Here is a 21,376-nt window from a genome sequence, read left to right as displayed (position 1 = left end):
TTCACAAATCCTTGCAAAGTCGACGCGCATCGAGCAGCGCTGCGTGGATGTTGCGACTCGCGACCGCATCCCCAATGCGGAACAGTTGGAAACCGCCTCCGTCGCAGTAGCGAATGGCCTGCGGCCTGCCGTTCACCAGCGCGGAATAGTCCCATGCGCCACGATTGATCGACTGCTCCTTCAGTTCGAAATAGAGCGCGTCGACGGGCTTAGTCCCATAATCGATGATGACTTGATCGACTTCCCTCTCTTCCTCCACCAGCGTATATTCGTTCTTGAGCACGCAAATGAGCTTGTTCTCCTCACGATACACGCCGGTCAGTCGCATATCGTTGGTGAACAGCGTGCCTCTTTCATAAAGATGCCGCATGAATGTCGGGCGCGTCGTGCGTTCGAGCAACGGTGCGGGATGACGATCGGCGCTAACGAATTCGACCTGCGAGCCGCGCTCGGTAATGAATTCAGCGCATGAAAAGGCAGGTTCGGCACCATTATCGTCGAATATCAATACGCGTTCGGCCGGACGCACGCTCTCTTGCAGCACGTCGGGGATCGTCGCGGCAAGCTCGCTGCCCGGAATCCATCCTTTGTCCGGCACGCCGCCTGTGGCGATAATAACGAGATCCGGCTCGAGCTCCTGGATCAGAGCGACGGTCGCGGCGCAGCCATAACGGCAATCGACTCGCTTATTCCTGAGCTGGCGCTCCAGCCAGCCGGTAATCATCAGCAGCGACTCGCGCCAGGCGACGCGAGCCGCGAGCCGAACCTGACCACCCGCCACATCGTTGCGTTCGAGCAGGACGACGGCGTGCCCGCGCTCTGCAAGGACTCGTGCAGCTTCGAGGCCCGCTGGACCGGCGCCGACGACGACCGCGCGACGTCGGTTAGGAGCCGGCGAAACAATATGCGGAATCAGTTGTTCCCGCCCGGAAGCGGGATTGTGCAGGCAGTAGGCTTGCCCACCCGAATAGAGTCTGTCGATGCAATAGTTTGCGCCGATGCATGGACGAATGTCGTCAACGCGGTCTTCGACGAGCTTCCGCATGATATGCGGATCGGCCAGATGCGCGCGCGTCATCCCGATCATATCGGCATGGCCTTCCTCGATGGCGCGAGCCGCGGTCGCCAAATTGCCCATGCGCTGGGCGTGAAAGACCGGAATTCCGACGTTTCGCTTGATTGCGCTCGCCAGTTGTAAGTAGGGCCCTGCGGGAAAATCCATTCCGGGGAAGATCATTGCATGTGATGGAAGATCATCCGCGGACGCACCGAGCACACTCAGATAGTCAACCCCGCCGCGTTCCGCAAGAATACGCGCGATTTCAACACACTCGTTCGGCGTCAGCCCGCCGTCGACCAGTTCATCGCCCGACATCCGCAGGCCGACGACGAAATCGTCGCCGACGCTCTGCCGTACGGCGGCGAGGATCTCGAGTGTGAAGCGGAGCCGGTTCTCCAGCGAGCCGCCATGATGATCGGAACGTCGGTTGCTTTTCGGCGACCAAAATTGATCGAGGAGATGGCCATGGGTGGCAGACAGCTCTACGCCATCGATTCCGCCCTTACGGACCCGCGCAGCTGCACGCGCAAAGGCCTCGAGCAGACGATCGAAATCCCAATCCTCCATTTGCTTGGGAAAGCTGCGATGTGCAGGCTCGCGCACGCGGGACGGCGAAATTGGTGCCAGCCAATGCTGATTGTCCCAATTCGAGCGGCGGCCCATGTGGGCGATCTGGGCAAATACCGCCGTATCATATCGATGGATGCGCGTCGCCAGTTCGCGATAATAAGGCACGATGTCGTCGTTCGACGCATCGAGATGCATCATATCGGCGCCCGGCGTGTCCTCGGCAACAGCTGTGGATCCCCCGATCATCGTCAGCCCGATGCCGCCGCGGGCCTTTTCTTCGTGATAGAGCTGGTAACGCAGCTTGGGCTTGCCGTCCTCGCTCGCGCCCGAAGTATGAGCGGTGCTCATAATCCGGTTTGGGATGATCACGCCTTTGATGCGAAGGGGCTGGAGTAGCGCCCGATATTGCGCCATAAGAAGACACCTGTAAGCCAGCTATTTTGGAATTCCAAAATTGCAATTATTATACAATAAGGAGTTTCAAATGAAGCGCAAGCCCGTGGAGCGCGGCGATTCTGCCACTTTGGCAAGTCAGGTCTATGAACGGATCAAGCGCGACATCGTTACCCACCGGCTGCGCCCGGGCGAACGGGTGTCGGAAAGCGCGCTTGCTGCGTCCCACAAGACAAGCAAGGCACCGGTGAGGGTCGCTCTCGCGCGACTCCAGCAGGAACATCTGATTGTGCAGGCCGCACCCAAGACCCAGATCGTCGCACCGCTGACGCTGAAGGGCGTCCGCGATATCTTCGATCTGCGCAATCTGCTGGAACCCGAGGCGGTGCGTTTGGCGACGGGCCGCGTGTCGCTGACGCGCCTGCGCGAACTCAACGAAGCCTGTGCCAAACCGATTCGCGCTGGGAACGCCGACGACGAATTTCGCCTCTTGGCAGCGAACCGCGCCTTTCACCTCGAACTTGCGTCGGCGAGCGGTAATGACCTGCTGGCGGACTGGATCGGTCGGCTGCACGATCTCGCAATCCGCATCATGTGGCTGGCGCTGCGATCGGAAACGACCTCGGAGGCGTGGAGTGAAGGCCATGACGAACTGATCGTCGCCATAGAAAAGAGCGACGCCGAGGCTGCGAAGTCGATCCTGTTGCGGCTACTGCGCGACGGGCAGCGTCAGGTATACGAGCGACTAATGAATTTGCCGGGCCTCTCCGAATTAAACCTTCAGTCACCTGTATGGAATTCTAAAAAGATAGAAAAATATGATATTGACCTTCTAAAAATTTAGAACTAGGCTCCACCTCCATGGGATCTGTGACGATCCCGAAGTGGCGCAAGCGATGCGTGTCGACGGCATGCCGCGGCCAGGGGGTTGTGTGGGTCGATTGTACCGAATTTCGCGCGCTGCAGCCCTGATCGTTCTCTGGACGCTCTGTGCAGTCGCCTCGAATGCGCAACCAGCGCCGAAGAAAATCGTGATCGCCGGATGGGGGCCGCATTCCTCGCTGGACGAAGCGGTGGCTGGCCTTTTGCGAGGACTTGAGAGCGAGGGTTTCACATCCAGAAAAAACCTTGCGATCGAGCAGGCCAACGTGAATTTCGATCGGGCAATCATCCCGCAGATGCTCGCGCGGCTCTCGTCGCTCAATCCGGACGTGATGGTCACGATCGCAACGCCAGTGTCGCAGACCGCGCTCAAGGCGCTGCGCGAACGGCGTTTTCCAATCGTATTCACGCCCGTCGGTGACCCAATCGCAGTTGGTCTTGTTCCTTCATGGAGCAGCCCAGGTGACAACATTACCGGCACCTCAAATCTGCCGGATTGGGACGCGGTCGTTGCCTTCTTCGCCACGTTGTTGCCCGATGCCAAGCGTTTCGCGTTCATCTACGACACGGGCGACGAGAGTTCCTCGATCGACCTTGCGGCAATCGACGCCCCCATGACTCGAAGAGGTCTTGCGCTCATAAAAGTTGGGATGGACGCTCCAAGTGAAGCACCGCAGCGTGTACAGTCGATCGTTGGCCGTGCCGATGTGCTGATCATGTCGGCTTCGGGCCGAGTTCAGGGCGCGGCCCCGGCAATCGCCGCTGTCGCGACGCGTGCGCGATTGCCGTTGGTCGGGACGGTGCCGGGGCCGGTCAAGCAGCATCTGGCCCTCGCCGCTTATTCGGCATCCTACGACAAGGTCGGCGAGAAGGCTGGCATCATGGTCGGCAAGCTGCTTAAAGGGATGCCGCTCAAGGAACTCCCTCCGTGGCGGCCGAGCCCCGCTGACCTGCAGCCGACGATCAGCGCCGAGCAGCTTGCCGCTCTTGGCCTTCGGTTGCCGCCGACGCTCGAACAGTGCAACTGTCTCGTCAAGCGCTGACGGTGCAGCCATGATTTCTCTCGCGCGCGTACGAAAGATCTTTGGACCCGGAACACCGGATCGGCGCGTTGCGCTCAATGACGTTTCCTTCAATTTCACCAGTGGGGAGTTTGTGATCGTCATCGGTGGGAACGGTGCTGGCAAGAGCACGCTGCTCAACGCCATCGCCGGGTCGATCAGGCTGGATAGTGGGTCGATTCGCTTTGATGACGCCGATATCACGGGCGACAGCGAAGAGCGGCGTGCCCGCCATATCGCTCGGGTATTCCAGGATCCAATGCTGGGCACTGCAGCGCATTTGACGGTCGAAGAGAATTTGACCCTTGCTGCATTACGCGATCGCAAGCCAGGCTGGCGTGCCGCGATCTCTTCGGCGCGAAGCCGGTTGTTCCGTGACCGGCTCGCGCTCTTGCAACTCGGTCTGGAGGACCGGCTTCAGTCTCGCGTCGGCCTACTTTCGGGCGGCCAGCGCCAGGCCCTCGCTCTCACCATGGCGACGCTCAACGAACCCAGATTGCTGTTGCTCGACGAGCACACGGCTGCGCTCGATCCGCATACCTCCGAGCTGGTGATGCGCGCAACGATCGACGCGATCACGACGTTCGGACTGACCGCCCTTATGGTCACCCACAATATGCGGCATGCGATCGACACAGGTACCCGCCTGCTGATGATGGATAAGGGAGAGTTGCGCGCCGACATTGACGCGAGCGAGAAGAAACGATTGACGATTCCCGATTTGATCGCACGCTTCAGCCTGTCCGACGATAAAATGCTGCTGTCGGCCTAGAGAGCAAAGCCATGCACGACTTCTTTCTGAGCTTTTATTCCCTCATCCCGACCACGGTTGCGCAGAGCCTGATCTATGCGTTTGTCGCACTCGGGCTGATGATTCCGTTTCGGCTACTCGACTTGCCCGACCTGACCTGCGAGGGGAGCTTTCCGCTCGGGGGCTGTATGTTCGCGGCCTCGGCGGCCGCGGGGCTTAGCCCCACAGCGGGTACGGCGGCCGCCGTTATCATCGGGTTCGCCGCGGGCGTCTGCACGGCCTATATCCACCTCAAATTCCGGATTCACACCCTGTTGGCCGGCATCATCCTCTTTACCATCGTGTGGAGTGTCGATCTGCGCGTAATGGGGAGGCCAAACATTCCCGTTGACGCCAACAGCACACTATTCGGCGCGATTAATCCGTCCCTTGTGAATGACATCGTTTTTCAAATGGCGGTCACGGCCATCTTCCTGGGGGGCGGTGTCCTCGCCCTCGACCGCGGACTCCGCACCGAGGTCGGCCTTCGGTTTCGCTGCGTCGGAACGAACCAGCGCCTCAGCCCGGCCCTCGGCATCAATCTACGCCGCAACGTCCTCGTCGGATTCGGGATTGCGAACGCGTTGGTGGCGCTCGGCGGCGCACTCGCAGCCCAGGCGCAGGGTTATGCCGATGTCACGATGGGCTTCGGCATCCTCATCAATGGCTTGGCAGCTCTGATCATCGGCGAAACGTTGATAGGCACTCGGACAATCGGGCGGCAACTGCTCGCGCCCGTTGTTGGATCCCTTATCTACTACCAACTCATCTCGGCCGCGCTTGCGACCGGGATCGGCCCATCCGATCTTAAATTGGCGACGGGCCTCTTCGTCCTGCTGACACTCGCAGCACCTGTCGCCTTCGAAAGTCGGGCGCGCCGGTTTGCCAACTCCTAACGACGAGAAGGGAAGACGCTCATGGAGCGCGGGCTTGGGATCATCGACATCGATCATTTGATGATCCGAACAAGAAGCCTCGATCACGCCGCCCAAGCGTATAAGCGGTTAGGATTCTTCGTCTGCCCGCCGCGCAAGAGGATCGAGATGTCTGCGTTCGCCGACGGCTTCCGCAGCCAAGCGAACGCACCAAAGGCCACGCTCAACAATCGCCACATTATTTTTAAAGCCTATCCAGGCCGCTCGGACGTGGCGAACTTCCTGGAGTTCATGTGTATCGAGGATCCGCTCGCTACCCCGTCCAAGGTCACGCAGCTGATGGCCTTTCTAGGAGACAGCGAAGGCCCGAAGACCGTGGTTTGCCTGACGCCCGACATCAATGCATCGGTCGCGGAATTCAAACGTCGCGGCTTTGAATCCCCTCCCACCATTCCGTTCGAGACGGGTTGGGACGACACAGAGCGGGGAACGTTCGTGCGTATAGAGGCGCGACCTTTTGTACCTCTGCCGGGCCAGATGCCATTTCAAATGAACTGCTACGAAACCAGCACGATTGACAATTACCAATACACACCGTGGACTGCGCATCCGAACACAGCGAGGTATGTGAAAGGAGTCATGAGCGTAACCGAGAACCTGTGCTCTGACGTCGAATTCATGGCTTCCAGAATTTTGGACGTGGAGCCGCGATGGCTCGACGAGCATGCTTGCGTGATCCGCCCACGGGATATTGAGTGGCGCTTCTTCAGTCCGACCGGCTTCGCGAGTCGGTATCCCGGGTGTCACTACAGTGATGTGCGGCTGCTCCTCGCCACAATCGGCGCAACCGTTGCAGTGGATTCCCTGCCCGCCTTAAAATCCATTCTGCGAGCAAATGCCGTTGACCATGTCGATTTTGGCGACCGAGTCTGCATCAGCCCCGAAGTAGCCTGCAACACTTTGCTTGAATTCGTAGCTACAGCAGGAGAAATCAAGTGAATTTTGCAAGCTGGAAAGATGTGCCAGCCGATGTTATCGAGCGCGTTCATCACCGTAATTTCGTGTTTGATTTTTCTCCACTCGGTGAACCCTTTATCATGACCGAGGGCACGATTGCGGCGATGAGGTGCGAGCTCGCCGCCCTATCTCCAATTCCAAAGATTATTCGCGCCATGCTCGATGCGCGCATAAGAGAGCTGGAGACCAACGCGCTCGTCCGTGACGAGGTGCGTCAGGTCTGGCGCAAATCAGGCGTCAAAGCCGTGTTGGTAACGTTGGGTGGACTGTCTCTCAGCCCCTCCGACTGGGATTCGACGATGTGGGATGCTGCGCACTGGGTCAGAAGAGTTCGCGCCGGGGACGACATGTTGATCTGCGAATCGGTGTCGGATCTGAAGCGAGCGCAGGCCGAGGGGAGAGTTGGTATCGTACTCGGCATGCAGGACATTACTCAAAATCGGCAAGGATTTGGGTAAGCTCGATATGCTTCGCGACTTCGGCACACGGGTAATTCAGTTGACCTTTAATACGCGAAACTACGTGGGCGACGGCTGCACTGAGCGGGAGCAGTCCGGTCTAAGTACCTACGGGATCGAACTTGTTCATCGTATGAATGAACTCAATATCATTATCGATGTTTCGCATTCCGGCTATCAGACCACCCTCGACGCTATTCGCTATTCCAAGCGGCCGATCGCGATAACCCATTCGTCGTGCGCAGCAATCGCACGGCACCCGCGCGCCAAATCGGATGAGCAGCTCAAGGCGTTGAAGGACGCCAACGGTTACATCGGAATCCTCTGTTGCCCATTTTTCATCAAGCCGCAGGGTCGAGCCGGCCTCGAAGACTTCCTGCGCCACATTGATCATGCGGTCGAGATCGTGGGCGTCGACAACGTCGGAATTGGCGCGGACTGGGGCGGCTGGTCTCCGGATTTCCCGGCTGAGCTCCAGATGCTCGCACAGGCGAGACTCGCGAGCCATGGCTTCAGAAAGGGCGAATTGAGCTTTGGTGAGATCATTCCCGAATTTGACGCCTGGACATCGTGGCCGCGCATCACCGCTGGACTTCTGGCACGCGGGTATTCGGAGGCCGAAGTAGCGGGGCTGATCGGCAACAACTGGCTGTCATTTATGCAGCGCCACGATGCTGCCTAGACGTGCGCGCGTTTACGGTAATGAGCAAGCGGTATGGAGCGGGTTAAAAGAGCGGCCGCCGATCGGGAGAACTAACGTGCAACAGGATGGAGACCAGCTTGCTATGAACGTATCCAAGGAGCGGATCACCGAACTCCATCGCAAGGCATTCGTGTTTGATTTCGTACCGTTGGGTGAGCCTTTCGTTATGACCGATCGTCAGTCGAAGGTCATGCGGTCGGCTCTAGAGGCTAGTCTCCCGACGCCGCAGGTTCTGCGTAGAATGATGAACGACCGGCTCGATGAACTTGAGACGAACGTCGACGTCAGAGAAAAAATAAGGGCGGCATGGGTTGGATCAGGGGTAAACGGAGTTCAAGTCACATTGGGGGGTATCGAGTTCAATCCAGGCGACTGGAATGCCATCCTGCGAGACATTGCCCATTGGTATCGACGGGTTTGTGTATCCGATGACATGTCGATCTGTTGTTCCGTCGACGATCTGCTCCTTGCGGCGGGTTCGAACAGGGTAGGTCTTGTTCTGGGTCTGCAAGATGCGAGTGCGATCGAAAAAGAGATCGACAGATTGCAGGTGCTCAAGAATTTTGGAGTACGCGTTATTCAGTTGACGTTCAACCATCGTAACTACATTGGTGATGGTTGCACCGAGCGTGAGCAATCAGGTCTGAGTACCTACGGCGTTGAAGTCGTCAAGCGGATGAACGAATTGGGAATCATTGTTGATGTGTCCCATTCAGGTTCACGCACGACTCTTGATGCAATCAAGGTGTCGTCTTGTCCTATAGCGATTACACATTCCAGTTGCCGCTCGATTACGGACCATCCACGCGCTAAATCCGATGATGAACTTCGCGCTCTTCGTGACGGCGATGGCTACTTTGGCGTATTGGCTGTTCCTTTCTTTCTGAAGCCAGAAGGGGGTGCAAAGCTGCAGACCATTGTGCAACACGTGGAGCATGCAGCAAACATCGTGGGAATAGATCGAGTGGGCATAGGGACGGATTGGGGCCCTTGGTGCGCAGATTTTCCGAACGAGATAAAAGAACGAGCGCGTGCACAGCTAGCAAGCCACGGTTTTAGCAAGAAAGAGCTGCCTGAATTCGGAGATATTATACCTGAACTGGACTCGTGGGAATCGTGGCCAAACATTACCGCTGCGCTGATGGACAGAGGATACTCGGATCATGAAGTGGAAGGCATTGTCGGCGGCAATTGGCTCAAATTCATGTCGCGATCGTGCCTTCGGTAGAATGTTCGTTACGGCGGAAAGTCGATCCGGAGTCGTTCGCTTTTCGAAGTGCATGCGGTTGTCACAGATGATGGAACTATCAAGAGGCTAGAGAGAGAATGACTTCGCTTGGCATAGTGGATATCGATCATTTGATGATCCGAGCATCGGATCTCGATGAAGCCGCGAGAGTTTACGAAGGACTCGGGTTCACCGTTACTCCGATGCGTGACAGTAAGGCGGGAACGGGTTTCGCTGCCGGGGAGGCCAAGCCGAGAACGTCGTCCGTTACTGGAAGGCAGATTATTTTCAAGCCATATCCGGGGAGGACCGACGTTGCCAATTTTCTCAACATCTATTGCATCCCCGATCAACTGAACACAGCGCCTGAAGTCACTCAGTTATTTTCGTTCTTGCTGGACAGCGAAGGTCCGCGGACCATCGTCGGCTATACGAAGGATGTAATGAAAACCAGAGAAGCGATGACCGCTCTGGGTATCCAGACTGCGCCGCCTCTTGACTACGAGTCAGGGTGGTTTGACGCTGAGCGAAACAAGTTCGTTCGTATCCAGGCGCGCCCTTGTGTTCCGGTCTTCGGACAGATTCCATTTCAGTTCGATCCCTATGAGACCTCCACATTGGAGGGGTACCGATATGAGCCGTGGACCGTTCATGAGAACTCCGCGCTCTATATGGCGGGAGTGACGGGCGTCACGAAGAACATCCGTCGTGACGCGGAGTTCATGGCCCGAAATATTTTCGACACTGATGTCAACTGGTTGAGTGACGACGTTGCGGTGATCAAGCGCCGCGACATTTTCTTGCGAATTGTTACACCGCAGGGGTTTGCATCAATCTTTCCTGGGCTTGATTTTAGTCGTGAGCGAATCTTGCCGCATACTACGAGTGCGACGTTCGCTGTATCGTCAATGGAAACCGTACAGCAAGTGTTGACAAGAAGCGGCGTACATTTCCTCAGGAGTGATAATGGAATTGCCGTTCCGCGGGATCTCGCGTGCAACACCCTGATTGAGTTCGTCGAACATCGCTGACGAGAAGGTGATGCGATCATGGCGGAGCCAAGGCGTGCTTCATCGATATGGTCCCACTAAACTACAACTCGGAGGCTGAATGCAGAGCGCCGAGAAGACGCGAACATCGGTCACCGGATTGAAGCAATGGATCGTCACCGTCGCTGGGACATTCATTTTCGACCTTGGAGTCTGTCGATAATGCCGCGGCTCACATCATGACGTTCGATTCTGGGTCTGTCCTCGGGAGACCCCAGCTTGGACATCAACATATTTTCAAATTCGCGGCCTAGATCACGGTGACTTACCAGCACAGTCTCGCTTCGTAGATCGGTCCAGTAGACCGCCTCTCGATTAGCTAGCGAGTGACCCTCGGGCAATGCGACCAGGGTGCGTTCGCTCCACAGAGAACGCGCTCTGTTATCTAGAATTGGTGCATCGCCGGTGACAATCGCAATGTCCAAAGCGCCGTTCCGCAGCGCCGTTATGAGGCGTGCCCGCGATCGCTCGGCCATTCCTAGTTCGATCTGAGGAAACCGCTGCTTAAAATCAGTTAGCGTGGCGCGCAAATTGCCGGCAGAAAGCGATGTGGAGAAGCCGACCGTCAATCGGCCGGCTTCTCCGTGTTCGGCGCTGCGCGCATTTGAGACGAGTGCGTCCATCTCCTCAAGGATTGATCGAGCGTTGCGGAGGAAATTACGGCCTGCCTCGGTTGCCCGGACACCGCCACTTGACCTGTCAAACAAAATTACGCCAACCGCTTGTTCAAGTTGACGGATGCGGCGGCTGAGCGTTGATTGCCGCATTAGCAACGCTTCGGCCGCCCCTCGAAAGCTTCCGCAGTCTCCCGCCGCCACGGCACAGTGCAGATGCTGCAGGTCAATTTTCGCTGACCGGCGCTGGCACAGCGTGTTCCTCGAATCGGATTGGTCATTCATGTCTAGGATTCGCGTCGGCGATTCCCGATGATGCCTGGCGTGGTCGTGTTACAGTTGTGCTGTCCCAAGACAATCTTAACGTCTCGCAGAGGCAAGATCGCTGAATCGGATTGCTGAGCTTCTGTGCCTCAGACTCCGAACCGCGTACGCGCACGTCGAGGTGCAGACAATGTTGGTCGCATCGCCATTGGGAAATAGCGAAACCGCCGGATTGCCGAAAACTCGTCTGCGCCGAGGATGCGGCATTCGGCGAGCAGGTCGGTAGCCGCAGGAGGGCGAACTTGCGCATATCAATATCCGAGTGCGCAGCCATCTTTTCGGGGATCGGAAGCACCGATCAAGGTACCCTTCTCGCGGTCGATCCACACCAACTGTGCGCCGCCGATCGGGATATGCACGCGCTCGATGGAGTGTGACGCTCGTTCGAGATGTTCAATGATCCCCTGGGAGATTCCTCGCTCGACTTGCACCTTGTCGTATCCGAATAGCCTGGGCGCGTCGATCGCGGCCTGCACATCCATCCCCATTTCGAGAATCTGAATAAGCAGATTAGCATGCCCGGCGGCCTGGTATTGTCCGCCCATGACGCCGAAGGGCATGACCGCATCGTCTCCGGTCGCGAGCATCCCCGGGATAATCGTGTGCATTGGGCGCTTGCCGCCTGCCAGAACATTCGCATGACCGGCTTCCAGGGTGAAGCTGCTTCCGCGGCAATGCAGCATAATGCCGCTGCGCGGCGTCAACAGCGTGGCGCCGAATGGTGTGAAGAGCGAGTTGATGAAGGAGACGCTCAACCCGTCTCGGTCGACGGCCGAGAGGCAGATCGTGTCGGTCTCGCTTTGTGGACGGTGAAAGTCCAGCCGCATCGGGCCACCAGCAAGGGCATGCTCGCGAACGAAGTCGATCATGTCCGGTGCTCGGAAGAAACTATCCGGCGGCAGCTTCATCGCATGCGGATCGGCAAGAAAGCGGTCACGAAGATAGTAGGCCGCCCGGGAGGCCTGCACGAACATCCGGGCGCGCGCCGCGTCCGAATGACGCGCCTGCTGCCACTCGCTCATTCTGCCGAGCGCTGCAAGAATCAGCATTGCGATCGCGCCCTGGCCGTTCGGCGCGCATTCGAGCAACTCGTAACCGCGATAGGGCATGCGCAGCGGCGCAATATACTCCGAGCGTTGGATGTGGAAATCATCGATGACATGTGGGCCGCCGTGACTTTGGAGCAGCGAGACGATCTCGTCAGCCACCTCGCCGTCGTAAAACGCACCGCGCCCGTGCTTGCCGATCTTGCGTAATGTCGCGGCGAGTCGCGGTTGTGCATGGCGGTCTCCGGCCTTCAGAGGTTCGCCATCAGGCAGGAACAGTGCGGCGGCTCCGGCGTGGCGAGCAAGCCGCGCGCTCTGAGCCTTGATGTCGAACGCGACCCGGGGAGCAATGACATATCCGTGCTCGGCGATTGTGGCCGCAGGCTCGAGAACCTCCTGCAACGGCAGCTTGCCGTAATCTCGATGAAGTCGGCACCATGCGTCGACGGCTCCTGGCACCGTGACCGCAAAGGGGGAATCGTCGGCAATCGCGGTGAAGCCTCTGTCTGTCAGCGCCTCCCGCGATGCGGCCGCAGGCGCGCGACCCGAGCCGTTGAGCGACCTGATCGGCTGTCCCTTTTCTGCGATGATCGCGAAGCAGTCTCCGCCGATACCTGTCTGCCCGGGTTCAACCGCACACAGCACGGCACAGGCGCCAATGGCCGCGTCGACGGCGCTGCCACCACGGCGCATCAGTTCCAGCCCGACGAATGAAGCCGTTGGATGCGAGGTCGCGATCATTGCTTCCGTGCCGAAAACAGCAGAGCGGCCAGGATGATGAAAATCTCTCATATTCAGATCCGTCACTTCAGAGAAGACGCTAGTCATTTTCGTTTTGAAGCAGGGTAACTTTCTTCTCCTCGAATTTAATTCGTTCTCCTGCATTCATCATTTTGCTGCGGGCCGTCTCGATATGCTTTCTCATGATCTTTTCTGCTCCCGCCAAATCGCGTGTCGTAATCGCGCCGACGAGCGATTTGTGGAAGCTTCGACCCTGCTTGTAGTTGGCTTGGCAAAACGTCGCGTCCCGCAGTCGTCCCCAAGGAGCCAGACGCCGGAGTTGCCCGATCATGTCGACAATGGTGATGAGCAGGACGCTTTTGGTGCATTCCGCGATGGTGCGATGGAATGTGTTGTCCCAGAGCTCGTAGGTCTCCCAGTCCTTGGCTTCATCCGCTTTCCTGATGCAGAAATTGAGATAGTTGATATTCGTGCTGCTTGCGCGCATCGCAGCCATCCGCGCGATGCCTGGTTCGAGAAGAAGCCTCAATTCAAAAATCTCGGACGGGCTCGTGCGAGCGCTGAGCGTCTTGAGATTGGAGACGACCGATCCAGGCTGGCCGCCGACAAAGGTCCCTTGACCAACATGACGCCAGACGCGACCCTCATCTTCCAGCATCGTCAGGGCACGCCGGATCGTGGCACGCCCGACCCCGAGAAGCTCCGACAGCTCTCGTTCCGACGGTAGCTGGCTGTGAAGCGGATACTGCCCCGTTTCGATCATCGTCCGGATGCGCTGGACGGTGGTCATTAGCATTGGGGACTCTTTTCGTGTTCGCTGCCGGACCTCGTAGCCCCGGCGATAGCGGAGCTTCGGCCTGTCAGGGCGCGCTGGTGGACCGGAAGCCGGTTGGACAGGGGGTTTGCTTGAGGACATGCACGCCTCTCTTCTGCAATCTGTGAATTATCCGCTTCGGTGACATCGTCGCTTTTGCGGAGCCTTCCGGAAGCCGATCTGGCAGGTGCAGGGATCAGTGACGCATACTGCTCACGAACTGTCGCATTTCGTCCGTCTTCGGCTCCCGCAACAGCACTTCCGGCGCACCGCTCTCCCAGATCCGGCCCTTGTTCATGAACAACATCCGGCTGGCGGCGTGGCGGGCAAAGCCCATTTCATGGGTCACCAGCAGCATCGTCATTCCCTGACTGGCGAGCTGTTCAAGCACCTGCACCACTTCTCCCACGAGTTCGGGATCGAGCGCTGAGGTGATTTCGTCGAGCAGCAGCGCCTTTGGAGACATGGCGAGGCAGCGGGCAATGGCGACGCGCTGCTGCTGGCCGCCCGACAGGGTTGCCGGATAGGCCGCAAACTTATCCGCGAGCCCGACGCGCGCCAGCACCTCCTTGGCGATTTCCCGCGCTTCCGGCCGAGTCCGAAGTTTCAGAATGGTCGGAGCAAGCATCACATTCTCGCCGACCGTGAGGTGTGGAAACAGATTGAAGCTCTGGAAGACCATGCCGACCTCGCGACGAATGCCTCGGATCGCCGCGGCCCCGTCTCGCACGGAACGTCCGTTGATCTTGATGTCGCCGTCGTCAATCGACTCCAATCCGTTCACGCAGCGAAGTAGGGTGCTCTTCCCCGAGCCACTACGCCCGATAAGCGCAACGACCTCTCCCGGCTCGATGTCCAGGGATACGCCGTCGAGAACTTTCGTGGTGGCATAGTATTTAGAGACGTCGCGTATGGCCATGTAGGACATCTAGTTTTCTCTCCAAGGAGCGAGCTGTCATCGAAAGAGGCCAGCAAATCAAAAAGTAGATTAGCGCCACCATCCCAAAGGTGCTTAGCGGACTGAACGTCACGTTGTTGATGAGTTGCCCGGCCTTGGTGAGTTCGGTAAAGCCAACGATGGCTGCGAGAGAGGTGCTCTTGACGATCTGTACCAGGAAGCCGACGGTGGGCGGAAGAGACATGCGCAAGGCTTGAGGCGCGATCACGTAACGGAGTTGCTGCAGGTAATTCAAGGAAAGGGCCGCAGAAGCTTCCCACTGTGTCTTGGGAATGGCCTGCAGTGCGCCCCGCCAGATCTCTCCAAAGAACGCACTCGCATAAAACGTCATTCCGAGTGCGACGGCCGTCCAGGCGTCGACCCGAAGGCCGAATAGATTGACGCCGTAGTACCATATGAACAATTGCATCAGCAGCGGCGTGGCTTGCACGAGCTGAATGAACCCCACAGCCAGCCATCGCAGCAGGCGAAACGGGGACGTTCGAAGGATCGCGATTAGCAAGCCGCCGACAATGCCTCCGGTGAACGCCATGAGCGCCAGGGCAATCGTCCAGCGAGCTGCCAGCAACAGATACCAGATTTCGTTCCAGCCAAACGTGCGGATCATGTGTGTGGTACCTCAAGCGATTGCATTGGATCGCTCAAAGAACATTTTGTGGATGACACGAAGGATCAGCCGCATCGTCAGGGCCAAGACCAGGTACATGCCGGTGACCGCCAGATAGATCTCGAAGCTTCGAAAGGTCTGGGATTGAACGATGTTTGCCGTCGCGCTCAATTCATCCGCGCCGATGGCGCTGGCAACGCTGGAGCCCAGCATGACGATCGTGAATTGGCTCGCGAGCGCGGGGTAGCAGGCCCGGATCGCCTGCGGAAAAACGATATGCCGAAAGATGTTCAGACGACCGAGGCCGAGAGCGCGGCCTGCCTCGATCTGGCCATAGGGGACGGCTTCGATGCCGGAGCGCACGATCTCGCATCCGTAGGCGCCGAAATTCAGGGTCATCGCCAGCGTGGCGGCGGCATTGGCATTGAGGCGGATGCCGGCGCTGGGAAGGCCGATGAAGATGATCAGGAGTTGAATGAGAAAGGGCGTGTTGCGGATGACCTCGACATAAATTCCGACAAGCGTGCGCGCCCAAACGGGACCGCTCCCCCTCAGGCCTGCACAGACCACCGCCAGGAAAAATCCGAGCACGATCGTCGTTGACGTCAACTGGAGTGTCAGCAAGGCGCCCCGTAGCAATGCATCAGCGTGATGCGGAAGCACCGACCAGTCGAAGCGATAATCCACAGCCATGCCTCAGTTGTTAGGACAGCTCACTAAGCACCGCTTCGAAGCTCAGCGGCCGGCGGCCGCCCGTTAATTTATTCTATATATATCAATGGCTTGTTTGATTCAAATGAATACCAATGTACAAATTGGTATAAAAATGGCTTCCGTTATCTCGCCGCGACCGCGCGATAGTGCTCCCAATCTCAGGATAGGTTTCGCGGCGCACCGCGTAAGTTGCTCGACTACAATGACAACTTCACGTGCGGCGGGAGCGCCGTGAGCCCCGCCGCGACTGGTATCGTCAAAATCAGTCCTAGGCTGAAGATGCGGTCACCGAGACGCTTGTGTGTCCCGAAGTTTGATGCGCGTCGGCCGTAACTCAGGAGACGCGGATGGCCGAGGCTGCAATTCTCATTCCCCGATTGCCCGATCCCGATGACGCTGGTGTGTTGAAGCCGTCGCCCGAATGGCCGCTTTGGCGCCACGATGAACTGCGGCTCAATACGCGAAACGGCCGCGTCGGCGGCTTTCTCGCCTCGGAAAGCGAACGCGCGCGCGTCTGGAATATCTGGTTGCTGCCTGGCGAACGGCTGCCCTTTCACAGGCACGTTCTCGATTACTTCTGGACGACCACAAGCGCCGGCCGCGGACGCTCCCATTTCTGGGACGGCCGCGTTGTCGAGTCCGACTACAAGCTCGGAGATACCAGGCATTTCCGGGTCGAGAAGGACGGGTGGTTCATCCACGATCTGGAAAACATTGGAGATAGGCCTCTCGGTTTCGTGGCGGTGGAATTCCTGAACAGCGCAAATATACCGCTCGTGCTCCGCGACTGAATGAGCGATGCGACCAGCAGGATTGCCGAACGCAGGTTCGTGATGGCTGGACGCGGGATTGGACTTTTCACCTTGCACAGCTGATGGAGAGGATCGATGAGACGACTCATTCAATACTTTTGTATTGCAGTCTCGCTGCTTTCGTTTGCCGATGCCGCACTTGCGCAAACAAATACGCTCGACGCCATTCGTCAGCGAAAGAAGGTCATCATTGGCGTTCTGCTTGATGGCCCGCCATTCGGCATGCTCGATGAGAAAATGGAGCCTACCGGATACGATGTCGAGGTGGCGCGGAAGCTGGCAAAGGACCTCGGGGTCGATGTCGAGTTCGTGCAGACCACCGTCCCGAACCGGGTTGTCTATCTGCAATCGAGCCGTGTGGACCTGATCATGGCAGCATTCTCGGTAACTCCCGAGCGGGCCTTGTCGGTTGCGTTTTCCTCGCCGTACGGAACGCTCAACCACATCATTGTCGGTGGAACAGGGGTGCACGCCGCCACCATTGTCGATCTCGTCGGAAAGCGCGTCGCCGTGTCCCGCGGCAGCTTCCAGGACATGTTCCTCACGAAAGCCGCCCCATCCGGCACGCAGATACAGCGCTACGACGACGACGCGACGGCCCACGCAGCCCTCGCGTCTGGACAGGTCGACCTGGCGGCGATGGCCGAACCAACTGCCAGAGAAGTCATTTCAAAGAGCGTCGGCAAGCCGATGGAGATCAAATTCCGCTTGAGCGAGGCGCCATTTTCGATCGGCGTCCGAAAAGGCGATCCGGAGCTTCTGCAATGGCTGAACACCTGGATCTACTATCATCGCCGTGTCACCGGCGAGTTCGACATCCTCCATCGGAAGTTCCTGGGATCCGGTATTCCTGCCGACCTCGGGTATTTCTGATCCGCGCGCTGCTTGTCTTCATCCGTTAACGCTATCTGAGAGCTTGTCATGTCCCTCATCGAACGCCGACTGGCCGAACTGTCGATCAAGCTGCCGCGAGCACCGCGACCGCATCCCCACCCAACGCACGGACGTCCCGTGGGAAATTATGTCGCGGGGGTCGTCGCGGGCGAGATTCTCTACCTTTCTGGTGCGACGGGAACCGTCCCCGGTGCCGATGATTCGGACGTCCAGGAGATCCAGGGCAAGCTCGGCGCGGAGTTGTCGATCGAGGACGGCTATGCGTCGGCGCGGACGATGGCCATCAACCACATCGCCATGATGAAGGCCGTGCTCGGGGACCTCGACCGCGTTGTCCGAATTCTAAAGATGGTCGGCTACGTCAACGCGGCGCCGGGATTCATCCAGGCGCCGCTGGTCTTGAATGGCGCCTCCGATCTCCTCGTGGCCGCCTTCGGCCCCGAGATCGGGTCCCATGCGCGGGCAGCGCTCTATCAGCCGGATCTTTCGATGAATGCGCCGGTCGAGGCTGAACTCACCGTTCAGGTTCGACCCTGACGGCCAACACCTGCTTGCGCCTTCAACTCGACGGAGCGGCATGGTCTCCACCGTCCTGATCTGCGCGCAAGCGTCGCGCTTCGATGCGCCATGGACCATCGAAGCGCGATCACGTCATTCAAAGAAACGCGATCGACAGCCACGGAACCAGCGCGATCAGAACGGTGCCGACCAGCATGGCCGCCATGTACATCCACACCGTTCCAAGTCCCTCATCTGGATCGATACCGGCGATGGCGCAGGCATAGTAGTAGCCGACGCCGAACGGCGGCGAGAACAACCCGAGCCCCATGGCTAGAACGATGAAGATCCCATACTGGACCTCGTGAATCCCGAGATCCTTCGCAACCGGCAAGAGTAGCGGGGCAAACAGAATCAGCGCCGGTATGCCTTCGAGTATGCTGCCAAGGGCAATGAACAGGATCAGGGATGCTGTCATGAAGCTGACCGCGCCTCCGGGTAGTCCGTGCATCGTCGCGGCGAGACCTTCGGAGAAGCCGGATTGCGTCAAAGCCCAGGACATCGCCGTTGCCGCACCGAAGATGATCAAGATGGAGCCGGATAACGCGGCGGTCTCAGCCAGAAGATCCTCGATCTCCCGCCATCGCGGCCGGTAGCTCAGTAATAGCGCCGCGACCAGTGTGTAGAGAATGCCGAGCGTAGAGACCTCGGTCGCCGTCGCAATCCCTTCGACAACGGCGAAGCGGATCAGGAATGGCAGGACCAAACAGGGCAGGGCAGCCACCACGAGTGGGAGTGTCCGGCCGCCTGCCGGTTCCATTCGCACGTCACGCCGATGCTTGAGCCAGACGATCATACAAAGGCTGCCAGCGAGAATGAGCGCAGGGAGAAGCCCGGCGGTAAACAGGGCAGCAATCGAAATACCCGTCACGGATCCGAGCGCGATCAAAACCAGACTCGGCGGTATCGTCTCCGACATCGCTCCGGAAGCGGCGAGCAGGCTGATAATGTCGGCCGGTCGTGTCCCGCGGCTGCGCATGCCGGGGACGAGCGAGGGAGCGACAGCCGCCATGTCCGCGGCCTTGGAGCCGGAGATTCCCGAGACCAGGTACATTGCCGCCAGAAGAACATAGGAAAGGCCGCCGCGCCAATGGCCGATCAGCTTGACGAGCAGATCCACCAACGTACCGGCAAGCCCGGTGCTGCGCATCAACAGGCCGAGAAAGATGAACAACGGCACCGACAACAGGATGATCGGCGTCATTCCCTCGCCCATCTGACTGGCCACGACAGTCAGGGGCACATCGGTGGAGATCGACAAATATGCGAAACTGGAGAGCGTGAACGCAACCGCGATATGCGCACCACCCAGCACGAGGCCGAGGGCGAGAACGCCAAAATAAAAGGCAAGACGCCAGTCTCCGAGCCAGTCAAGCACGGGCGCCGAGAACGACAGGCAGGTGACCACTGCCGCGGCAATCGCTGCTGCCTTCAACAGGTTGCCGCGCCGGCAGGTCAATATCATCCGCAGGACCGTGGCCAGACTGAACAGAGCAAAGCCGGCCGGCAACGCCGCAATTCTCCACGCGCCGGATATCTGCAGCGCCGTTGTCGTCAAAACAGCTTCATCAACAACGTATTCGAGCGACGGCAGAACCATGACACCGGAAAATACCAACGCCAGTGTTAGAGTCATGGCTTCCAGGATCTCTCTGACGGTGCCGGACGTCCGAGACACAATAGCGCCCATTCGCATATGGCCACTGCGCTGCATTGCGAGCACACTGCCCAGCATCGCAAGCCACAGGAACAGCGTTGATGCGAGCTCGTCGGACCAGATTAGCGGCTGATGCAAGAGATATCGAAAAGCCACGCCGGCCAGCAGAACCACAATTTCCACGAGCAGGATAGCCGAGCAGACGGAGCTCAACAGGCGGGAAAGAGCGCGGTCGACGACGTCGGCTGTCCGGCGGATGCCGCCTTCATAGAGCGTCCCCGGGGCGACCACCTTGCCCGCTGTTGTACTCATCGTAAGCTACAGATCGACGCCGGCGGCGCTCTCAAGAATGCGCCATGCCGTTGCTCCAAAGCGGTCCCTCCAACCAGAGTAATAGTCCGAGTGACGCAGCTTGTTTTCGAACGCCGCTCTCTCCGGCCTTGTCACGATCATCCCGCGATCCGACAGCGTTGCCTCGAGCGAGACGGCAATGGACTGCAGCGCCTGGCGCTGCTCCAGTGCCGACTTATCGAGCTCGTCGCCGACGATGGCTCGCACGTCGCTCGGCAACCGGTCCCAGAAACGGCGATTGGCAATCAGCCAGAAACCGTCCCAGTTGTGCGCCGTGATGGCGAGGTATTTCTGTACTTCATAGAATTTCGAAATCTCGATCGTTGCCAGCGGATTGTCTTGGCCGTCTGCAATCCCGGTTTGGAGCGCCGAGTAGACCTCTCCGAAGTTGATCGCCAGCGGTGCCGCGCCGAGCGACTGGAATAGTGACGTCGTGATCGGTGAAACGACAACGCGCAACTTGAGGCCTTCGAGATCCTTGGGCTCATGCACCGGGCGGCCGCGGGTCGTAATGTGCTTGATTCCGTTGTCCCACATGCGCCGCATGGGTGTGACCCCGACCTTGGCGATTTCGTCGCGAACGTATGCGCCCAGCGCGCCATCCATCGCCGGCCAAATGCGCTCATAGCCGCTGAAAGCAAAGCCGGTGGCCCCGATCGCGGCGACCGGGACGAACGCCGCAAGCGAGATACCCGACGTACTCAGCATTTCTAACGCGCCGGAACGCACCTGGCTGAGCATGTCGGTGTCCGACCCCAACTGATTGTTGGGAAATATGCGTATCTTGACGATTCCATTGGTGAGGGCGGCAATGCGTTCCGATGCCTTCGCAAGACCCTGGTTCACTGGATGCCCCGCCGGCAGGCTGTTGCCGAACTTGAATGTCATCTCTGCGGCGCTCGACGTAGGACCGTGAGCTGCGACGGCGGTGGCAACCGCACCAAGCATGAACTTTCGACGGGAACGCTTCATTGCGGGCTCTCTCACGCGCTTATGGTGAAACGACCATCCAGTGGCCGATCTCTCATTGTGATGCGCGTGCAAGGCAGGGCAAATGCCGATGTGAAGGTCCATTCCATCGCATCGGTAGAACGTTAGGGGGAATTAGCCGCAGCCAATCGAGGGATTGGTTCTCAGGAGCTTCGGCCTACGACCAGGGCCAAGCCTCTTGGTGACGATTGCGCTCGAAGAAAATATTGC

The 21,376-nt window shown here is 58.6% G+C and carries 21 protein-coding genes; 12 read left to right on the top strand and 9 right to left on the bottom strand.

Annotated features, from left to right (window positions below; genetic code table 11):
- Nucleotide 1 precedes the first annotated feature (1 nt).
- A complete protein-coding gene (locus tag RS897_RS04140) occupies nucleotides 2-2,044 on the bottom strand; it encodes an FAD-dependent oxidoreductase (RefSeq protein ID WP_315835330.1) in 2,043 nt (680 codons plus the stop codon).
- Nucleotides 2,045-2,114: 70 nt separating this feature from the next.
- Between RS897_RS04140 and RS897_RS04135 the strand changes: the two genes are divergently transcribed.
- From RS897_RS04135 to RS897_RS04095, 9 genes are all read left to right on the top strand, one after another.
- Complete coding sequence (locus RS897_RS04135) at nucleotides 2,115-2,867, top strand: GntR family transcriptional regulator (protein WP_315835329.1); 753 nt, start codon at nucleotides 2,115-2,117, stop codon at nucleotides 2,865-2,867.
- 40 nt (nucleotides 2,868-2,907) lie between these two features.
- Nucleotides 2,908-3,948 carry an ABC transporter substrate-binding protein gene (locus RS897_RS04130; protein WP_315835328.1) on the top strand — a complete coding sequence of 347 codons (1,041 nt, stop codon included), beginning with the start codon at nucleotides 2,908-2,910 and terminating at the stop codon, nucleotides 3,946-3,948.
- A 10-nt stretch (nucleotides 3,949-3,958) separates the two neighbouring features.
- On the top strand, nucleotides 3,959-4,738 hold the full coding sequence (locus RS897_RS04125; RefSeq protein ID WP_315835327.1) for an ABC transporter ATP-binding protein: 780 nt from the start codon (nucleotides 3,959-3,961) through the stop codon (nucleotides 4,736-4,738).
- An 11-nt stretch (nucleotides 4,739-4,749) separates the two neighbouring features.
- On the top strand, nucleotides 4,750-5,652 hold the full coding sequence (locus RS897_RS04120) for an ABC transporter permease (RefSeq protein ID WP_315835326.1): 903 nt from the start codon (nucleotides 4,750-4,752) through the stop codon (nucleotides 5,650-5,652).
- A gap of 21 nt (nucleotides 5,653-5,673) precedes the next feature.
- Complete coding sequence (locus RS897_RS04115; RefSeq protein ID WP_315835325.1) at nucleotides 5,674-6,630, top strand: VOC family protein; 957 nt, start codon at nucleotides 5,674-5,676, stop codon at nucleotides 6,628-6,630.
- A complete protein-coding gene (locus tag RS897_RS04110; protein ID WP_315835324.1) occupies nucleotides 6,627-7,106 on the top strand; it encodes a hypothetical protein in 480 nt (159 codons plus the stop codon). Before RS897_RS04115 ends, RS897_RS04110 begins: the two co-directional genes overlap by 4 nt.
- 7 nt (nucleotides 7,107-7,113) lie before the next feature.
- Nucleotides 7,114-7,788, top strand: coding sequence for a dipeptidase (locus tag RS897_RS04105; protein ID WP_315835323.1), 675 nt, complete (start codon nucleotides 7,114-7,116; stop codon nucleotides 7,786-7,788).
- A 103-nt stretch (nucleotides 7,789-7,891) separates the two neighbouring features.
- Nucleotides 7,892-9,037, top strand: a complete 1,146-nt coding sequence (locus tag RS897_RS04100) for a dipeptidase (protein ID WP_315835322.1) — start codon at nucleotides 7,892-7,894, stop codon at nucleotides 9,035-9,037.
- A 98-nt stretch (nucleotides 9,038-9,135) separates the two neighbouring features.
- Complete coding sequence (locus tag RS897_RS04095) at nucleotides 9,136-10,068, top strand: VOC family protein (protein WP_315835321.1); 933 nt, start codon at nucleotides 9,136-9,138, stop codon at nucleotides 10,066-10,068.
- 152 nt (nucleotides 10,069-10,220) lie between these two features.
- Here the strand turns inward: RS897_RS04095 and RS897_RS04090 are convergent, their stop codons facing one another.
- The 6 genes from RS897_RS04090 to RS897_RS04065 form a co-directional block, all read right to left on the bottom strand.
- Nucleotides 10,221-10,985, bottom strand: coding sequence for a LysR family transcriptional regulator (locus RS897_RS04090; protein ID WP_315835320.1), 765 nt, complete (start codon nucleotides 10,983-10,985; stop codon nucleotides 10,221-10,223).
- Between the two features lie 290 nt (nucleotides 10,986-11,275).
- Nucleotides 11,276-12,862 carry a gamma-glutamyltransferase family protein gene (locus RS897_RS04085; RefSeq protein ID WP_315835319.1) on the bottom strand — a complete coding sequence of 529 codons (1,587 nt, stop codon included), beginning with the start codon at nucleotides 12,860-12,862 and terminating at the stop codon, nucleotides 11,276-11,278.
- Between the two features lie 28 nt (nucleotides 12,863-12,890).
- Nucleotides 12,891-13,601 carry a FadR/GntR family transcriptional regulator gene (locus RS897_RS04080; RefSeq protein ID WP_315835318.1) on the bottom strand — a complete coding sequence of 237 codons (711 nt, stop codon included), beginning with the start codon at nucleotides 13,599-13,601 and terminating at the stop codon, nucleotides 12,891-12,893.
- A 220-nt stretch (nucleotides 13,602-13,821) separates the two neighbouring features.
- Nucleotides 13,822-14,553 (bottom strand): amino acid ABC transporter ATP-binding protein, encoded by a 732-nt coding sequence (locus tag RS897_RS04075; protein WP_315835317.1) that lies wholly within the window; start codon nucleotides 14,551-14,553, stop codon nucleotides 13,822-13,824.
- On the bottom strand, nucleotides 14,522-15,190 hold the full coding sequence (locus tag RS897_RS04070; RefSeq protein ID WP_315835316.1) for an amino acid ABC transporter permease: 669 nt from the start codon (nucleotides 15,188-15,190) through the stop codon (nucleotides 14,522-14,524). The genes RS897_RS04075 and RS897_RS04070 overlap by 32 nt, the downstream gene beginning before the upstream one ends.
- A 12-nt stretch (nucleotides 15,191-15,202) precedes the next feature.
- Nucleotides 15,203-15,883 carry an amino acid ABC transporter permease gene (locus tag RS897_RS04065; protein ID WP_315835315.1) on the bottom strand — a complete coding sequence of 227 codons (681 nt, stop codon included), beginning with the start codon at nucleotides 15,881-15,883 and terminating at the stop codon, nucleotides 15,203-15,205.
- A 368-nt stretch (nucleotides 15,884-16,251) separates the two neighbouring features.
- Between RS897_RS04065 and RS897_RS04060 the strand changes: the two genes are divergently transcribed.
- The 3 genes from RS897_RS04060 (at nucleotide 16,252) to RS897_RS04050 (ending at nucleotide 18,147) form a co-directional block, all read left to right on the top strand.
- Complete coding sequence (locus RS897_RS04060; RefSeq protein ID WP_315835314.1) at nucleotides 16,252-16,695, top strand: cupin domain-containing protein; 444 nt, start codon at nucleotides 16,252-16,254, stop codon at nucleotides 16,693-16,695.
- 96 nt (nucleotides 16,696-16,791) lie between these two features.
- The gene (locus RS897_RS04055) at nucleotides 16,792-17,589 is read left to right on the top strand and encodes a transporter substrate-binding domain-containing protein (RefSeq protein WP_315835313.1); all 798 of its coding nucleotides are present in this window, start codon (nucleotides 16,792-16,794) and stop codon (nucleotides 17,587-17,589) included.
- Between the two features lie 48 nt (nucleotides 17,590-17,637).
- Nucleotides 17,638-18,147 (top strand): RidA family protein, encoded by a 510-nt coding sequence (locus tag RS897_RS04050; protein ID WP_315835312.1) that lies wholly within the window; start codon nucleotides 17,638-17,640, stop codon nucleotides 18,145-18,147.
- 118 nt (nucleotides 18,148-18,265) lie between these two features.
- Here the strand turns inward: RS897_RS04050 and RS897_RS04045 are convergent, their stop codons facing one another.
- Both RS897_RS04045 and RS897_RS04040 read right to left on the bottom strand, forming a co-directional pair.
- Nucleotides 18,266-20,137, bottom strand: a complete 1,872-nt coding sequence (locus tag RS897_RS04045) for a TRAP transporter large permease (protein WP_315835311.1) — start codon at nucleotides 20,135-20,137, stop codon at nucleotides 18,266-18,268.
- A 6-nt stretch (nucleotides 20,138-20,143) separates the two neighbouring features.
- Nucleotides 20,144-21,148: a TRAP transporter substrate-binding protein gene (locus RS897_RS04040; RefSeq protein WP_315835310.1), complete on the bottom strand. Its 1,005-nt coding sequence runs from the start codon at nucleotides 21,146-21,148 to the stop codon at nucleotides 20,144-20,146.
- Between the last annotated feature and the right edge of the window lie 228 nt (nucleotides 21,149-21,376).

The organism is Bradyrhizobium prioriisuperbiae (assembly GCF_032397745.1).
GTDB classification, from domain to species: Bacteria; Pseudomonadota; Alphaproteobacteria; order Rhizobiales; family Xanthobacteraceae; genus Bradyrhizobium_A; species Bradyrhizobium_A prioriisuperbiae.
The sequence above is the reverse complement of the archived record's forward strand: the minus strand, read 5'-3'. Positions and strand labels throughout refer to the sequence as shown.

Bases quoted from the DNA above. Each gene is read 5' to 3' on its own strand.
- RS897_RS04140 (WP_315835330.1), bottom strand. From the start codon at position 2,044: ATGGCGCAATATCGGGCGCTACTCCAGCCCCTTCGCATCAAAGGCGTG.
- RS897_RS04135 (WP_315835329.1), top strand. From the start codon at position 2,115: ATGAAGCGCAAGCCCGTGGAGCGCGGCGATTCTGCCACTTTGGCAAGT.
- RS897_RS04125 (WP_315835327.1), top strand. From the start codon at position 3,959: ATGATTTCTCTCGCGCGCGTACGAAAGATCTTTGGACCCGGAACACCG.
- RS897_RS04120 (WP_315835326.1), top strand. From the start codon at position 4,750: ATGCACGACTTCTTTCTGAGCTTTTATTCCCTCATCCCGACCACGGTT.
- RS897_RS04115 (WP_315835325.1), top strand. From the start codon at position 5,674: ATGGAGCGCGGGCTTGGGATCATCGACATCGATCATTTGATGATCCGA.
- RS897_RS04105 (WP_315835323.1), top strand. From the start codon at position 7,114: ATGCTTCGCGACTTCGGCACACGGGTAATTCAGTTGACCTTTAATACG.
- RS897_RS04100 (WP_315835322.1), top strand. From the start codon at position 7,892: ATGAACGTATCCAAGGAGCGGATCACCGAACTCCATCGCAAGGCATTC.
- RS897_RS04095 (WP_315835321.1), top strand. From the start codon at position 9,136: ATGACTTCGCTTGGCATAGTGGATATCGATCATTTGATGATCCGAGCA.
- RS897_RS04090 (WP_315835320.1), bottom strand. From the start codon at position 10,985: ATGAATGACCAATCCGATTCGAGGAACACGCTGTGCCAGCGCCGGTCA.
- RS897_RS04085 (WP_315835319.1), bottom strand. From the start codon at position 12,862: ATGAGAGATTTTCATCATCCTGGCCGCTCTGCTGTTTTCGGCACGGAA.
- RS897_RS04080 (WP_315835318.1), bottom strand. From the start codon at position 13,601: ATGACCACCGTCCAGCGCATCCGGACGATGATCGAAACGGGGCAGTAT.
- RS897_RS04075 (WP_315835317.1), bottom strand. From the start codon at position 14,553: ATGTCCTACATGGCCATACGCGACGTCTCTAAATACTATGCCACCACG.
- RS897_RS04070 (WP_315835316.1), bottom strand. From the start codon at position 15,190: ATGATCCGCACGTTTGGCTGGAACGAAATCTGGTATCTGTTGCTGGCA.
- RS897_RS04065 (WP_315835315.1), bottom strand. From the start codon at position 15,883: ATGGCTGTGGATTATCGCTTCGACTGGTCGGTGCTTCCGCATCACGCT.
- RS897_RS04060 (WP_315835314.1), top strand. From the start codon at position 16,252: ATGGCCGAGGCTGCAATTCTCATTCCCCGATTGCCCGATCCCGATGAC.
- RS897_RS04055 (WP_315835313.1), top strand. From the start codon at position 16,792: ATGAGACGACTCATTCAATACTTTTGTATTGCAGTCTCGCTGCTTTCG.
- RS897_RS04050 (WP_315835312.1), top strand. From the start codon at position 17,638: ATGTCCCTCATCGAACGCCGACTGGCCGAACTGTCGATCAAGCTGCCG.
- RS897_RS04045 (WP_315835311.1), bottom strand. From the start codon at position 20,137: ATGAGTACAACAGCGGGCAAGGTGGTCGCCCCGGGGACGCTCTATGAA.
- RS897_RS04040 (WP_315835310.1), bottom strand. From the start codon at position 21,148: ATGAAGCGTTCCCGTCGAAAGTTCATGCTTGGTGCGGTTGCCACCGCC.